Annotated in this window: 14 protein-coding genes; all 14 read left to right on the top strand. The window is 72.2% G+C overall.

Going from position 1 to position 14,159, the window contains the following annotated elements; translation table 11 throughout:
* Positions 1 to 55 precede the first annotated feature (55 nt).
* The 14 genes from atpA (at position 56) to B9L22_RS13295 (ending at position 14,137) form a co-directional block, all read left to right on the top strand.
* Complete coding sequence (atpA, locus tag B9L22_RS13360) at positions 56 to 1,687, top strand: F0F1 ATP synthase subunit alpha (RefSeq protein ID WP_034653508.1); 1,632 nt, start codon at positions 56 to 58, stop codon at positions 1,685 to 1,687.
* 2 nt (positions 1,688 to 1,689) lie between these two features.
* Positions 1,690 to 2,586 (top strand): F0F1 ATP synthase subunit gamma, encoded by an 897-nt coding sequence (locus B9L22_RS13355; protein WP_021480884.1) that lies wholly within the window; start codon positions 1,690 to 1,692, stop codon positions 2,584 to 2,586.
* Between the two features lie 91 nt (positions 2,587 to 2,677).
* Entirely contained in the window at positions 2,678 to 4,159 is a 1,482-nt protein-coding gene (atpD, locus tag B9L22_RS13350) for a F0F1 ATP synthase subunit beta (RefSeq protein ID WP_021480886.1), read from the top strand.
* 132 nt (positions 4,160 to 4,291) lie between these two features.
* Positions 4,292 to 4,558 carry a F0F1 ATP synthase subunit epsilon gene (locus B9L22_RS13345; protein ID WP_021480887.1) on the top strand — a complete coding sequence of 89 codons (267 nt, stop codon included), beginning with the start codon at positions 4,292 to 4,294 and terminating at the stop codon, positions 4,556 to 4,558.
* A gap of 13 nt (positions 4,559 to 4,571) precedes the next feature.
* Positions 4,572 to 4,988: a DUF2550 domain-containing protein gene (locus B9L22_RS13340; protein ID WP_086150764.1), complete on the top strand. Its 417-nt coding sequence runs from the start codon at positions 4,572 to 4,574 to the stop codon at positions 4,986 to 4,988.
* A gap of 64 nt (positions 4,989 to 5,052) precedes the next feature.
* Positions 5,053 to 5,748: an endonuclease NucS gene (nucS, locus tag B9L22_RS13335; RefSeq protein ID WP_021480889.1), complete on the top strand. Its 696-nt coding sequence runs from the start codon at positions 5,053 to 5,055 to the stop codon at positions 5,746 to 5,748.
* Positions 5,749 to 5,932: 184 nt separating this feature from the next.
* Complete coding sequence (locus B9L22_RS13330; RefSeq protein ID WP_086150763.1) at positions 5,933 to 6,622, top strand: TetR/AcrR family transcriptional regulator; 690 nt, start codon at positions 5,933 to 5,935, stop codon at positions 6,620 to 6,622.
* Positions 6,619 to 7,605, top strand: a complete 987-nt coding sequence (locus tag B9L22_RS13325) for a YndJ family transporter (RefSeq protein WP_086150762.1) — start codon at positions 6,619 to 6,621, stop codon at positions 7,603 to 7,605. Before B9L22_RS13330 ends, B9L22_RS13325 begins: the two co-directional genes overlap by 4 nt.
* Positions 7,602 to 8,123 carry a DUF1990 family protein gene (locus tag B9L22_RS13320; protein ID WP_086150761.1) on the top strand — a complete coding sequence of 174 codons (522 nt, stop codon included), beginning with the start codon at positions 7,602 to 7,604 and terminating at the stop codon, positions 8,121 to 8,123. Before B9L22_RS13325 ends, B9L22_RS13320 begins: the two co-directional genes overlap by 4 nt.
* A gap of 48 nt (positions 8,124 to 8,171) precedes the next feature.
* Positions 8,172 to 9,452: an N-acetylglucosamine-6-phosphate deacetylase gene (locus B9L22_RS13315; protein ID WP_086150760.1), complete on the top strand. Its 1,281-nt coding sequence runs from the start codon at positions 8,172 to 8,174 to the stop codon at positions 9,450 to 9,452.
* 255 nt (positions 9,453 to 9,707) lie between these two features.
* Entirely contained in the window at positions 9,708 to 10,751 is a 1,044-nt protein-coding gene (locus tag B9L22_RS13310) for a LacI family DNA-binding transcriptional regulator (RefSeq protein ID WP_198947303.1), read from the top strand.
* Positions 10,752 to 10,821: 70 nt separating this feature from the next.
* On the top strand, positions 10,822 to 12,123 hold the full coding sequence (locus tag B9L22_RS13305; protein ID WP_086150758.1) for an ABC transporter substrate-binding protein: 1,302 nt from the start codon (positions 10,822 to 10,824) through the stop codon (positions 12,121 to 12,123).
* A 101-nt stretch (positions 12,124 to 12,224) separates the two neighbouring features.
* Entirely contained in the window at positions 12,225 to 13,214 is a 990-nt protein-coding gene (locus B9L22_RS13300; protein ID WP_081599874.1) for a carbohydrate ABC transporter permease, read from the top strand.
* Positions 13,214 to 14,137 carry a carbohydrate ABC transporter permease gene (locus B9L22_RS13295; RefSeq protein WP_083711944.1) on the top strand — a complete coding sequence of 308 codons (924 nt, stop codon included), beginning with the start codon at positions 13,214 to 13,216 and terminating at the stop codon, positions 14,135 to 14,137. The genes B9L22_RS13300 and B9L22_RS13295 overlap by 1 nt, the downstream gene beginning before the upstream one ends.
* The last annotated feature ends 22 nt before the right edge of the window (positions 14,138 to 14,159 follow it).

The following is a 14,159-nucleotide window of genomic DNA, read 5'->3' as shown; positions in this document are numbered from 1 at the left end:
ACAAACGTTCGACCGCACCCGAACCACGAGGTGCGGCCACGACAGGAGAAGAGCAATGGCTGAGCTGACGATCCGGCCGGAGGAGATCCGGGCCGCTCTGGACAGCTTCGTGAAGTCCTACGAGCCCGAGGGCGCCGTGTCCGAGGAGGTGGGCCGGGTCACCCTGGCCGCCGACGGCATCGCCCAGGTCGAGGGTCTCCCGGGCGCGATGGCCAACGAGCTGCTGCGCTTCGAGGACGGGACCCTCGGTCTCGCCCTCAACCTCGACGTCCGCGAGATCGGTGTCGTCGTGCTCGGCGAGTTCACCGGCATCGAGGAGGGGCAGGAGGTCCGTCGCACGGGCGAGGTCCTCTCCGTCCCGGTCGGTGACGGCTACCTCGGTCGCGTCGTCGACCCGCTGGGCAACCCGATCGACGGCCTCGGCGAGGTCGCGACGGAGGGCCGCCGCGCCCTCGAGCTCCAGGCGCCCGGCGTCATGGCGCGCAAGTCGGTCCACGAGCCCCTCCAGACGGGCCTCAAGGCGATCGACTCGATGATCCCGATCGGCCGCGGTCAGCGTCAGCTGATCATCGGTGACCGCCAGACGGGCAAGACGGCGATCGCGATCGACACGATCATCAACCAGAAGGCGAACTGGGAGTCGGGCGACCCGACCAAGCAGGTCCGCTGCATCTACGTCGCCATCGGCCAGAAGGGCTCGACGATCGCGTCGGTCCGCGGCGCCCTCGAGGAGGCCGGCGCGCTCGAGTACACGACGATCGTCGCGGCCCCGGCGTCCGACCCCGCGGGCTTCAAGTACCTCGCCCCCTACACCGGCTCGGCCATCGGCCAGCACTGGATGTACGGCGGCAAGCACGTCCTCATCGTGTTCGACGACCTGTCGAAGCAGGCCGAGGCGTACCGCGCCGTGTCGCTGCTGCTGCGCCGCCCGCCGGGCCGCGAGGCGTACCCCGGTGACGTCTTCTACCTGCACTCCCGCCTCCTCGAGCGTTGCGCGAAGCTCTCGGACGAGCTGGGCGCGGGCTCGATGACGGGTCTGCCGGTCATCGAGACGAAGGCGAACGACGTCTCGGCGTACATCCCGACGAACGTCATCTCCATCACGGACGGGCAGATCTTCCTCCAGTCCGACCTCTTCAACGCGGACCAGCGTCCGGCCGTCGACGTCGGCATCTCGGTGTCGCGCGTCGGTGGTGACGCCCAGGTCAAGGCGATGAAGAAGGTCTCGGGCACGCTGAAGCTCGAGCTCGCGCAGTACCGCTCGCTCGAGGCGTTCGCGATGTTCGCGTCCGACCTCGACGCGGCGTCGCGCGGCCAGCTCCAGCGTGGAGCGGTCCTCATGGAGCTGCTCAAGCAGGGCCAGTACTCGCCGTTCCCGGTCGAGGAGCAGGTCGCGTCGATCTGGGCCGGCACCAAGGGCAAGCTCGACGACGTCCCCGTCGAGGACGTGCGCCGCTTCGAGTCCGAGATGCTCGACCACCTGCGCCGCAACACGGACGTCTTCTCGACGATCGTCGAGACGGGCAAGCTCGAGGACGCGACCGAGGCGCAGCTCTCGGAGGCGGTCGACGCCTTCCGTGCCGGCTTCCTCAAGGGTGACGGCACGCCGCTCGTCGGCGGCGACACCGAGGACGAGACCGAGACGGAGATCGAGCAGGAGCAGATCGTCCGGCAGAAGAGGGCCTGAGCATGGCCGGATCCCAGCGCGTCTACAAGCAGCGGATCAAGTCGACGCAGTCGCTCAAGAAGATGTTCCGCGCGCAGGAGCTCATCGCCGCGTCGCGCATCGGCAAGGCCCGCGACCGCACCGCGGCCGCGGCGCCGTACGCCCGGGCGATCACCCGCGCGGTGTCGGCCGTCGCGACGCACACGACGACGCAGCACCCGCTGACGAGCGAGCGCACGGACACCAACCGTGTCGCGGTGCTCGTCGTCGCGTCCGACCGCGGCATGGCCGGCGCCTACTCGGCGTCGATCATCCGCGAGACGGAGCGCCTCGTGGAGCGGCTCGCCGCCGAGGGCAAGGAGGTCGCGCTCTACGCGGCCGGCCGTCGGGCGATCCAGTACTACACGTTCCGCGGGCGCGAGCTCGCGGGCACGTGGTCGTACGGGTCGGACGCCCCCAACGCGGAGGTCGCGGGCGAGATCGCCGAGACCCTGCTCGGTGCGTTCCTCGCGCCGGCCGCCGAGGGTGGCGTGAGCGAGCTGCACATCGTCTACACGCAGTTCGTCAACATGGTCACGCAGCGCCCCCGCGTCGTGCGGATGCTCCCGCTCGAGGTCGTCGAGGGCGTCGCCCCCGCCGGCAAGCACGACGTGCTCCCGCTGTACGACTTCGAGCCCTCGCCGGAGGCGGTGCTCGACGCGCTGCTCCCGCGCTACGTCCGCAGCCGGATCTTCAGCTGCCTCCTTGAGGCGGCGGCGTCCGAGCTCGCGGCGCGGCAGCGGGCGATGCACACCGCGACGGACAACGCGGAGGACCTCATCCGCAACTACACGCGGCTCGCGAACCAGGCGCGCCAGGCGGACATCACCCAGGAGATCAGCGAGATCGTCTCGGGTGCCGACGCCCTGGCGGCGTCATGACGGGCCGCGAGGCCCGCGCGGCCAGCACCATCACCGACATCCTGACCGAACCCGCCGGGGACCACTCCGGCACTGCGAAGCGAGGCCAGCAATGACCGCCACCACCGTGGAAGCACAGGTCGAGCACTCCAGCGGTCCCGGCGTGGGCCGAGTCGCTCGTGTGATCGGCCCCGTCGTGGACATCGAGTTCCCGGCGGACGCCATCCCCGACATCTACAACGCGCTGACCGTCGACATCGACCTGTCGTCGCAGGGCGAGGGCGAGAAGTCGTTCACGCTCACGCTCGAGGTCGCCCAGCACCTGGGCGACTCGCTCATCCGTGCGATCGCCCTCAAGCCGACGGACGGCCTCGTCCGTGGCGCGCAGGTCACCGACACGGGCGCGCCGATCAGCGTCCCCGTCGGCGACGTCACCAAGGGCAAGGTCTTCAACGTCACGGGCGACGTCCTCAACGCCGAGCCCGGCGAGACGATCGAGATCACCGAGCGCTGGCCGATCCACCGCAAGCCCCCGGCGTTCGACCAGCTCGAGTCGAAGACCACGATGTTCGAGACGGGCATCAAGGTCATCGACCTCCTCACCCCGTACGTGCAGGGTGGGAAGATCGGCCTCTTCGGTGGTGCGGGCGTCGGCAAGACGGTCCTCATCCAGGAGATGATCCAGCGCGTCGCGCAGGACCACGGCGGTGTCTCGGTGTTCGCCGGCGTCGGCGAGCGCACGCGTGAGGGCAACGACCTCATCCACGAGATGGAGGACGCGGGCGTCTTCGACAAGACCGCCCTCGTCTTCGGCCAGATGGACGAGCCCCCGGGCACGCGTCTTCGCGTCGCGCTCTCCGCGCTGACCATGGCGGAGTACTTCCGCGACGTGAAGAAGCAGGACGTCCTCCTGTTCATCGACAACATCTTCCGCTTCACGCAGGCGGGTTCCGAGGTGTCGACGCTGCTCGGGCGCATGCCGTCCGCGGTCGGTTACCAGCCGAACCTCGCCGACGAGATGGGTCTGCTCCAGGAGCGCATCACCTCGACGCGTGGTCACTCGATCACGTCGCTCCAGGCGATCTACGTCCCGGCGGACGACTACACCGACCCGGCGCCGGCGACGACGTTCGCGCACCTCGACGCGACGACCGAGCTCTCCCGCGAGATCGCCTCGCGCGGTCTGTACCCCGCGGTGGACCCGCTCGCCTCGACGAGCCGCATCCTCGACCCGCGCTACGTGGGCCAGGAGCACTACGACGTCGCGACGCGCGTGAAGTCGATCCTGCAGCGCAACAAGGAGCTCCAGGACATCATCGCGATCCTCGGTGTGGACGAGCTCTCGGAGGAGGACAAGACGGTCGTCGCGCGTGCGCGCCGCATCCAGCAGTTCCTCTCCCAGAACACCTACATGGCCGAGAAGTTCACCGGCGTCGTGGGCTCGACGGTCCCGCTGAGCGAGACCATTGAGGCGTTCAAGAAGATCGCCGACGGCGAGTTCGACCACATCTCCGAGCAGGCCTTCTACAACATCGGTGGCCTCGAGGACCTCGAGCGCAACTGGGCCCGCATCCAGAAGGAGTACGGCGCCTGACCCGACGCTCGCACGGGGCCGGGCCGTACGGTCCGGCCCCGTGGGCGTCGCTCCCGACCCGGTCCGCCGCACGCGGACCGGGCGTCGTCCCGGACAGCACACCGGGCATGAACCGCCCATGAAGGAGTTCCCGTGGCACAGCTGAACGTCGACCTCGTGGCGGCGGACCGCAAGATCTGGTCGGGCCGCGCGCAGCGGGTCACGGCCCCCGCGGCGGACGGCGAGATCGGCATCCTCGCGGACCACTCGCCGCTGCTCTCCGTGCTGCAGGAGGGCTCGGTACGCATCGCGGGCGAGGGGGAGTCCCTCGAGGTCCGCGTCTCCGGCGGGTTCCTCTCCGTCGACTCGAACCAGGTCACGATCGTGGCGGACTCCGTCGAGTCCGTACCGGCCCGCTGACCTCCGCCCGACCATGACGCCCCTGGCCTGGATCGCGCTCGGACTGCTCGTCCTCGTCCTTGTCGCGATCGGGCTGGGGGCGTGGCGTCTGCGCGCCCTGTCGCACCGCGTCGGCTCGTTCGAGTGCGGCGCGCGGCGCGCGGGCGCCCCCGGGGCCCCGTGGGTCGCGGGCATCGCGCACTACGGCGTCGGCCGCATCGACTGGTGGCGGCTGTGGTCCGTGTCGCTGCGGCCCGCCCGCACCTGGTCGCGCTACGACCTCGTCATCGCGGGCCGTGAGCCGCTCGCCGGCGAGGAGTCCGACACCTACCTCGTCCGCTGCCGCTACCGCGGCCAGGACTTCGAGCTCACGATGTCGCGGGCCGCCTACGAGGGCCTCGCCTCCTGGCTGGAGGCCGCGCCTCCGGGGCGGCGCGACGTCGTCGTCTGAGGCGTCGCCCCGGGGGCAGACGCCGTGACCGGACCGCCCACCACCGACCCGGAGGACCCGCCTCATGCGCCTCGTCGTCGCCCGCTGCTCCGCCCGCTACACGGGCCGCCTGTCCGCCCACCTGCCGCTCGCGACGCGCGTGCTCATCGTCAAGGCCGACGGGAGCGTGCTGCTGCACTCGGACGGCGGCTCGTACAAGCCGCTGAACTGGATGAGCCCGCCGTGCTCGCTCGCGGTGCGCGCTCCCTCCGACGAGGCGCGCGAGCGCGGCGTCACGGAGGTCTGGGCCGTCCAGCACGCGAAGAGCGACGACCGGCTGGAGATCGAGCTGCACGAGGTGCAGCACGACAGCTCGCACGAGCTCGGCGTCGACCCGGGTCTCGTCAAGGACGGCGTCGAGGCGCACCTCCAGGAGATGCTGGCCGCGCAGATCGAGCTGCTCGGCTCGGGCCACACCCTCGTGCGCCGCGAGTACCCGACGGCGATCGGTCCCGTCGACATCCTCGCCAAGGACCCGCTCGGCGCGACGGTCGCGGTCGAGATCAAGCGCCGGGGCGACATCGACGGCGTCGAGCAGCTCACGCGCTACCTCGAGCTGCTCAACCGCGACCCGCTGCTCGCGCCCGTGCGCGGCGTGTTCGCCGCGCAGGAGATCAAGCCGCAGGCGCGCGTGCTCGCGACGGACCGCGGCATCGGCTGCCTCGTGCTCGACTACGACGCGATGCGCGGCGTCGACGACGTCGACTCGCGTCTCTTCTGACGCCCGTCCCACCGCCGAGCAGGCGGTCATGGTCCGTCCCGACCCCCGGACAAGCCACCACCGCCTGCTCGTCCTGCCGGGACCGCCTGCTCGGCGGCTGGCGGCGGCGACGGGGCCACCGCACCGCACACGCCAGGACCGTGCCGTGGTAGTTTTTGAACATGTTCAAAAAAGGCCCTGACGCATGAGCGCGACGCCGAAGTCCGAGCGGACCCGTGCGCACCTGCGCGACGTCGCGATCCGGATGCTGCGCGACGTCGGCTACGAGCGCACGACGATGCGCGCCGTCGCGGCGGAGGCGGGCGTGAGCGCGGGGAACGCGTACTACCACTTCCCGTCCAAGGACGCGCTCGTCCAGGAGCTCTACCTCGACGTGCAGCGCGAGCACGCCGCGCTCGCCGCCCCGGTCCTCGCGGCGGGCGGGTCGCTCGCCGACCGGCTGCGCGGCGTGTGGGGCGCGGCGATCGACGCGTTCGCCCCCTTCCACGCCTTCGGCGCGGAGTTCGTCTCGGTCGCGATCCGTCCGGGCTCCGACGCGAGCCCGTTCTCGGCCGCGTCGACCGACGCGCGCGATCTCTCGCGCGACCTCTTCGAGGAGGTCGTGGCGGGGACGTCGTCGCGCGTCCCGGCGCACCTCCGGGCGCGCCTGCCGGAGCTGCTCTGGCTGGCGCAGCTCGGCATCACGCTCTTCTGGGTCTACGACTCCTCGCCGGGGTTCGCGCGCACGCGCCGCCTCGTCGACGGCGGTGCGGCGCTCGTCGGCAGCCTCGTCCGGCTGGCTCGCCTGCCGGTCGCCCGCGGCGTGGTCGACGACGCCCTGCGCCTCGTCCAGGACGTCTCGGTGCCGGCCCCGACCCGGGGGGTGTCGTCGTGAGCCCGGCGGGGGAGGCGGTCGTCGGGCTGCTCGTGGCGCTCGGCGCGGTGGTCGTGCTCCCGCTCGGCCTCCGGCTCCTCGGGCCGCAGGTCGTCCCGGCGCCGCGCAGCGCCGCGTGGCCGCTCGCCGGTGCCGCCGCCGTCGTGAGCCTCCTGCTGCCGCACAGCCGACTGGCCGTCGTGCTGACGCTGCCCTTCGTCCTCGCGTCCGCCGTCCTGCTCGGGGCGGGCGTCCGCCTCACCGTGCGCACGCTGCGCGACGTGGCGCCACCCGCCCGCCCGGGGCGCGCGCACGCCGTCGTGCCCGGTGACCGTGCGGGCGGCCTGGCGCCGCGCGTCGACCTCGCCGTCCGGGTCGCTACCATGACCGCGCTCGTGCTGCCCGCGGTCGGGGCGAGCGCGCTCGTCGCCGAGCGCGCGGAGTGGGGTCTGCTCGGGTTCTCGGGCACCTACCTCGCCCTCACGGTGCCGCACATGCTCTACGCGGGCTTCGGGGCGGCGCTCGTCGCCGGCGCGGTCGCGCGGCTCGCCCCGGGCGACCGGCTCGCGACGGCGGGCGCCTGGGGCGTCCCGGCCGGGACGGCGCTCGTCCTCGTCGGGTACTTCGTGGGCGACGTCGCCGAGCTCGTCGGGGCGGTCGTCCTCACGCTCGCGCTGTGGGCGACGGCGGCCGCGGTCGTGCGGTCGCTCGCGCGCCCCGGCGGACGGCCGGCCGCGGCCCGGGCGCTGCTCGGCACGGCGGCCGTCGTCGTGAGCGCGTCGATGGTGCTCGCGCTGTGGTGGGCGGGGGGCGAGGCCTTCGGGTTCGCGCACCCGAGCCTCGACGTCATGGCCGCGACGCACGGGGTCGGGAACGCGCTCGGCTTCGTGCTGTGCGCGCTGCTCGGCGTCCGGCTGCTCGCGCGCGACGGCACGACCCCGTCCCCGGCAGGGGACCCGGACCCGACGAGCCCCCGCCCGGGGGCCGAGAGGAGCACGGCATGACGTTCACCTACCCCGAGGTCGGCGCGACGCGCACGGACCGCTGGCCCGCCGGGTACCGGCACCTGCACGTGCGGTGCCGCCTCACCGACCGCGCCCGGCCGCCCGAGGACCTCGCCCGGCTGGGCGAGCAGCTCCTCACGTGGCAGGTGCACGCGGCGGCACGCGTGCGGCTCGAGACGGACGCCGCGGAGGCAGCCCCGGGGGTGCGGGTCACGACCCTGCTCGGTGTCGGGCGCCTGCGGCTGTTCGAGCCGTGCGAGGTCGTGTGGGTCGAGCGCACCGAGCGACGCGTGGGCTTCGCCTACGGGACGCTCCCGGGCCACGCGTTCGTGGGGGAGGAGCGGTTCGCCGTCGAGCGCGACGACGCCGGCGACCTGTGGTGGCGCATCGACGTCTTCAGCCGCCCCGTGCTGTGGTGGGTGCGGCCGTTCTCGTTCGCCGTGCCGACGTTCCAGCGGCTGTTCGCGCTGCACCTCGGACGGGGCGCGCGACGGCTCCTCGAGGCGTCCGACGGCTGACCCGAGAGGTTTGCACGCCGGGTGTACGAAGTGCGCCAGAATGGCCCCATGACCGACGCCGTCCGTAGCCCTCGTCCCGACCAGCAGCCCGGCACCGCGCGCGTCCTCGCGGGTCGCGTCGTCACCCCGGACGGGGTGCTCGACGACGGCGTCGTGGCCGTCCGTGACGGACTCGTCGCGTGGGTCGGCCCGCGCGCGGAGGCGGCGGCCGCCGGGTTCCCCGACGCGCCCGCGGGAGACGGGGCGACCCTGCTCCCGGGCCTGGTGGACGTGCACGACCACGGCGGCGGCGGGTCGAGCTTTCCCGACGCGACGAGCGCCGCCGAGGCGATCGGCGGGGCGCGCGAGCACCTGCGGCACGGGACCACGAGCCTCGTCGCCTCGCTCGTGACCGCGCCGCGCGACGTCCTGCTCGCCCGCGCGGCGACGCTCGCCGACCTCGCGGAGGCGGGCGAGATCGTCGGCATCCACCTCGAGGGCCCGTTCCTCTCGGAGGTGCGGTGCGGCGCCCAGAACCCGCACGACATGCTCGACGGCGACCCGGAGCTCGTCCGGGCGATCGCCGCCGCGGCGCGCGGGCACCTGCGCACCATGACGGTCGCCCCGGAGGTGCCGGGCGTCGTCGGGCCCGGGGGAGTGATCGAGACGCTCGTCGAGGTCGGCGCCGTGCCCTCGATCGGGCACACGGACGCGACCACCGAGCAGACCGAGGCGGCGATCGCCGCGGGCGTCGCGGCGTTCGCCGCGGCGGGACGGCCGGGCGCGCGGCTGACCGCGACGCACCTGTTCAACGGGATGCGCCCGCTGCACCACCGCGAGCCGGGGCCCGTGGCCGCGTGCCTCGCGGCGGCCGCGCGCGGCGAGATGGTCGTCGAGCTCGTCGCCGACGGCACCCACCTCGCGCACGGCACGATCCGCAGCGTCGTCGAGCTCGTCGGCCCGCACGTGGGGGCGGACGGCGCGGTCGCCGGGCCCGACGCCGTCGCGCTCGTCACGGACGCGATGGCCGCAGCGGGCATGGCGGACGGCGCGTACGAGCTCGGCCCGATGCGCGTCACGGTCGCGCACGGCGTCGCGCGTCTCACCGACGGCGGGGCCATCGCCGGCGGCACCTACCACCTGCTCGACGTCGTGCGCGAGACGGTCGAGGCGGGGGTGCCGCTCGTCGACGCGGTCCGCGCGGCGTCGTGGACCCCGGCCGGGGTGCTCGGCCTCGACGACCGCGGCGGGCTGGTCGCGGGGCGGCGTGCCGACGTCGTCGTGACGGACGGCGACCTGCGCGTGCGCGAGGTGCTGCGCGGCGGGGAGGGCGTCGACCTCTCCGCCTGACCCCGGGCCCGCCGGGGACCGATCGAGCCGCCGGGCGGTGCTGCCGCCCGGCGGCTCGTGCGTGTCCGGACGTCCTCGCAGGTCGTGGCGCCCGGCACGAACGAGAGAGCGTGCTCTCGCTCGACGGACTTGACTCCACCCATTTGTTCAACCAATACTCGTAACATCGAAGCGCTTCGACGACGCGTTTCGACGAAGCGCTTCGACGGCCGAGGTGCGGGACCGGACCACAGGGGAGTGGTGAGGATGGCGACGATGCAGGACGTGGCGCGACGCGCGCAGGTCTCGCTGAGCACGGTCTCGTACGCGCTGTCCGGCACGCGTCCGGTCTCCGACGCCACGCGTCGGCGCATCGAGGACGCCATGGCCGAGCTCGGCTACCAGCCCAACGCGATGGCCCGCGGCCTCGCGTCCCGCCGCAGCCACGTGCTCGCCCTCATCTACCCCGCGATGGAGAAGGGCCTCGGCGGCACGGTCGCGGAGTTCGTCTCGTCGGCGGCGGAGACCGCGCGCGAGAACGGTTACCACCTGGTCCTGTGGCCCTTCCGCACGACCCAGGCGCCCGAGGTCCGCGACCTCGTGCGCCAGGGGATGGCGGACGGCGTCCTGCTCATGGAGGTCGCGCTGGACGACGCGCGGGTCGACGTGCTGCACGAGGCCGGGGTCCCGTACACGATGATCGGCCGGACGCGGGACGTCTCCGACCGACCGTCGGTCGACATCGACTTCGAGCGCACGACGGACGACGCGGTCCAGCACCTCGTCGACCTGGGGCACCGGTACGTGGCGCTCGTCAACCACTCGCAGGCGACGGCGGACGACGGCTACGCGCCGACGTTCCGTGCCGAGGAGGGCTTCGAGGCGGCGATGCGCCGTCGCGGGCTCGAGCCGGTCGCGCTGCGCGTCGACGAGTCGCCGAGCGCCGGTCGCGACGCCGTCGCGACGCTGCTCGCGCGCGAGCCCCGCCTCACGGCGTTCGTCACAATGAACGAGATCGCGACGTTCGGCGTCGTGGCCGAGCTCCAGCAGCGCGGCGTCGCGATCCCCGGCGACATGTCGATCCTGTCGATCGTCACGTCGCCCGGCGTCGGGGAGATGAGCAACCCGCCGCTCACCACCATGCACGCCCCCGGGGCCGAGCTCGGCCGCCTGGGCGTGCAGAAGCTGCTGTCCCTCGTGGACGGCTCCCGTCCGAGCACACCGAACGTGCTCATCCCGTGCGTCCTCGAGCCCGGCAGCAGCGTCGCCCCCGCGGCCGGCCGGGCACCGGACGACGACCCCGAGCCCGCGGCTCGCTGAACACCGACCGGCCGGGCGACGCCCGGCCGCCCTCCGGCCCCCGCCGGAACTCGATGAGGAGGACACGCACATGCTGCGATCCCGGAAGATCTCGCTCGTCGCTGCCGTGGCAGCGCTCCCACTCGCCCTCGGGGCGTGCGGGAGCTCCGGCGGCAGCGGCGGGTCCGACGACCAGACCCTGACGATCTGGCACTACGAGAACGAGGACTCGGCCATGGGCCAGGCCTGGGCCAAGGCGATCGAGATCTTCGAGGAGGAGAACCCGGACGTCGACGTCGTCGTCGAGAAGCAGACGTTCGAGCAGATCCAGAAGAACGCCAAGATCGTCCTCACCGGCGACGACGTGCCGGACGTCATGGAGTACAACAAGGGCAACGCGACCGCCGGCCAGCTCGCCGCGCAGGGCCTGCTGACCCCGCTCACCGACGCGGCGACCGAGCGCGGCTGGGACGAGAAGCTCAGCGGCTCGCTCCAGACGACCGCGACCTACGACGACCAGGGCCTCATGGGCTCGGGCGAGTGGTACGGCGTCCCGAACTACGGCGAGTTCGTGCAGGTCTACTACAACAAGGACATGTTCGCCCAGTACGGGCTCGAGGTGCCGACGACGCTCGAGGAGCTCGAGACCGTCATGCAGGCGTTCAAGGCCCAGGGCGTCACGCCGCTCGCCGAGGCCGGTGCCGAGTACCCGATGGGCCAGCTCTGGTACGAGCTCGTGCTCGCGAACTCCGATCGCGACTTCATCGACCAGTACCAGCTCTTCGACGGCGACCCCGACTTCCACGGTCCCGAGATGACGCAGGCGACCGAGACGCTCGACTCCTGGATCAAGGACGGCTACGTCGCGTCCGACTCCGCGGCGCTCACCGCCGAGGACATGGGCGTCTCGTTCATCAACGGCACCTACCCGATGATGGTCTCCGGCTCGTGGTGGTTCGGCCGCATCGTCGAGGAGATGGACGCCGACTGGGGCCAGTTCAACTTCCCCGGCAACACGCTCCAGGTCGGCTCGTCCGGCAACCTGTGGGTCGTCCCCGCGAACGCGGACTCGCCCGACCTCGCCGAGGAGTTCATCGACGTCACGCTGCGCCCCGAGGTGCAGAACATCCTCGCGGAGAAGGGCGGCCTGCCCGTCGCCGGTGACGCGTCCGTCATCACGGACGAGCGCACGCAGCAGCTCACCGAGAACTTCCAGGCGATCCTCGACGACGACGGCCTCGCGTTCTACCCCGACTGGCCCGTGCCCGGCTACTACGACGTGATCGTCAGCGAGCTCCAGTCCCTCATCAACCAGTCGAAGTCGCCGACCGAGGTGCTCGACGGCCTCGAGTCCGCCTACGTGGACGGCAAGGCGGACCTGCTCGACAGCTGAGCGGAACCGCCCGTCCCGGGCGGCCGGCCGGCACCTGCGTCGGCCGGCCGCCCGGGCACCACCCGAGCACCGCCCGAGGACCTCCCGCGAAAGAGACCGTCATGACCACCCGCACCGACACCGTGCCCGAGGCCGGGCCCGGACCCGCGCGCGAGGCGTCGCGCGCGACCGCGGCACGCCGCCGTCGTCGCCGGCCCGCCTGGCTCCCGTACCTGCCCTACCTCCTGCCCGGCGCGGTGGCGTTCGTCGTCGTGATCGGCTACCCGTTCGCGATGAACGTCTACTACAGCCTGTTCAAGTGGCGCGGCGGCATGGCGCCGATGCGCTGGTACGGGCTGGGGAACTACGCCGACCTGATGCACGACTCGGCGTTCTGGACCTCGTTCCAGAACTCCATCGCGATGATCCTCGCGATGGTCGTCGTGCCGACGCTCGTCGGCCTCGTGCTCGCCGCCGTGCTGTTCGACTACCTCGGCCGCCGGTTCGGGCCGCGCGTCGCGGCGTTCCTGCGCGCGACGTACTACCTGCCGCAGATCCTCCCCGTCGCCGTGGCCGGCGTGCTGTGGAACTGGATCCTCAACGCCCAGACCGGCGCGCTCAACGTCATGCTGCGCGGGATCGGGGTCGAGAACCCGCCGAACTGGCTGGGCGACACCTCGACCGCGCTGCCGAGCGTCATGCTCGTGCTCATCTGGGTGCAGATCGGCTACCCGGTGGTCATCTTCATGTCCGCGCTCCAGCGCGTGGACCCCGAGCTCTACGAGGCCGCCGAGCTCGACGGCGCCGGCTGGTGGCGGCGCTTCGGGGCCATCACGATCCCGCAGATCCGCCCCGAGACGTTCGTCGTCACGCTCACCTGCACCGTCGCGGCGCTCAAGGTCTTCGGGCCCATCTACGTGCTCACGCGCGGCGGCCCCGAGAGCTCCACGCTCGTCCCGAGCTACTACTCGTACCTGAACTTCTTCGACAAGTCGAAGGTCGGCTACGGCGCCGCGGTGGCGACCGTGCTCACCCTCGTCATCATCGTCGTCGCCGTCGTGATCCTCGCGCTGCAGAGCCGCGCCGAGCGTCGTGAGCAGGAGGGCCGCTGATGTCCACCGTCACCACCACCCCCGCGGACGCCGTGGCGCCGGGCGCCGGCGCGTCCCGCCCCCGCCGCGCCCTGCGCGCCACACGGCAGGACGAGCGCTACCGCCGCGGGATCGGCCGCTGGTTCGTGCTCGCCGCGGCGGTGCTCGTCGCGCTCCTCATGCTGTCGCCGTTCGTCATCATGGTGCTCAACGCGTTCAAGTCCCCGGCCGAGTACTCCCAGGACGGGCCGCTGAGCCTCCCGAGCGAGCTCTACCTCGACGGCGTGCAGAACTTCTGGACGCGCACGAACTTCCCGCAGAAGCTCTGGAACTCCGTCTTCATCTCCGCGCTCGTCGCCGTGTTCGGCACGCTCCTGTCGCTCCTCAGCGCGTACGCGATCGGCGTCGGCCGCATCAAGGGCCGGCTGTGGATCGTCACGCTGTTCCTCGTGGCGAACATGCTGCCGCAGGAGGCGCTCATCTACCCGCTGTTCGACATGGCGCAGAAGGTCGGCCTGTCGAACTCGCAGTGGTCGATCATCATCATCTTCACGGTCATCCAGGCGGCGTTCGGCACCTACCTGCTCTCGTCCGTTCTCGGGACGTTCCCGCCCGCGCTCCTCGAGGCGGCGCAGCTCGACGGCGCCGGCCGCTGGCGCATCCTGTGGCAGGTCGTCTACCCGATCGTCCGGCCGACGCTCGGCGTCCTCATGATCTTCTTCTTCATCTGGACGTGGAACGAGTTCTTCATCCCGCTGGTCATGCTCACGACCAACGACACCCAGACGATCCCCATCGCGCTCGCGTCGCTCCAGGGCGACCGGATGATGGACGCCCCGACGACCAACGCGGGTGCGCTCGTCTCGCTGATCCCCGCGCTGATCTTCTTCCTCATCTTCCAGCGCACCCTCACCCGCGGCGTGACGGCCGGCGCCGTCAAGTGAGGCCTCCGGCCTGACGCCCCGA

This window comes from Cellulosimicrobium sp. KWT-B (assembly GCF_002127155.1).
In the GTDB taxonomy this organism is placed as follows: domain Bacteria; phylum Actinomycetota; class Actinomycetes; order Actinomycetales; family Cellulomonadaceae; genus Cellulosimicrobium; species Cellulosimicrobium funkei.
This window is presented reverse-complemented; position numbering and strand designations above follow the sequence as displayed.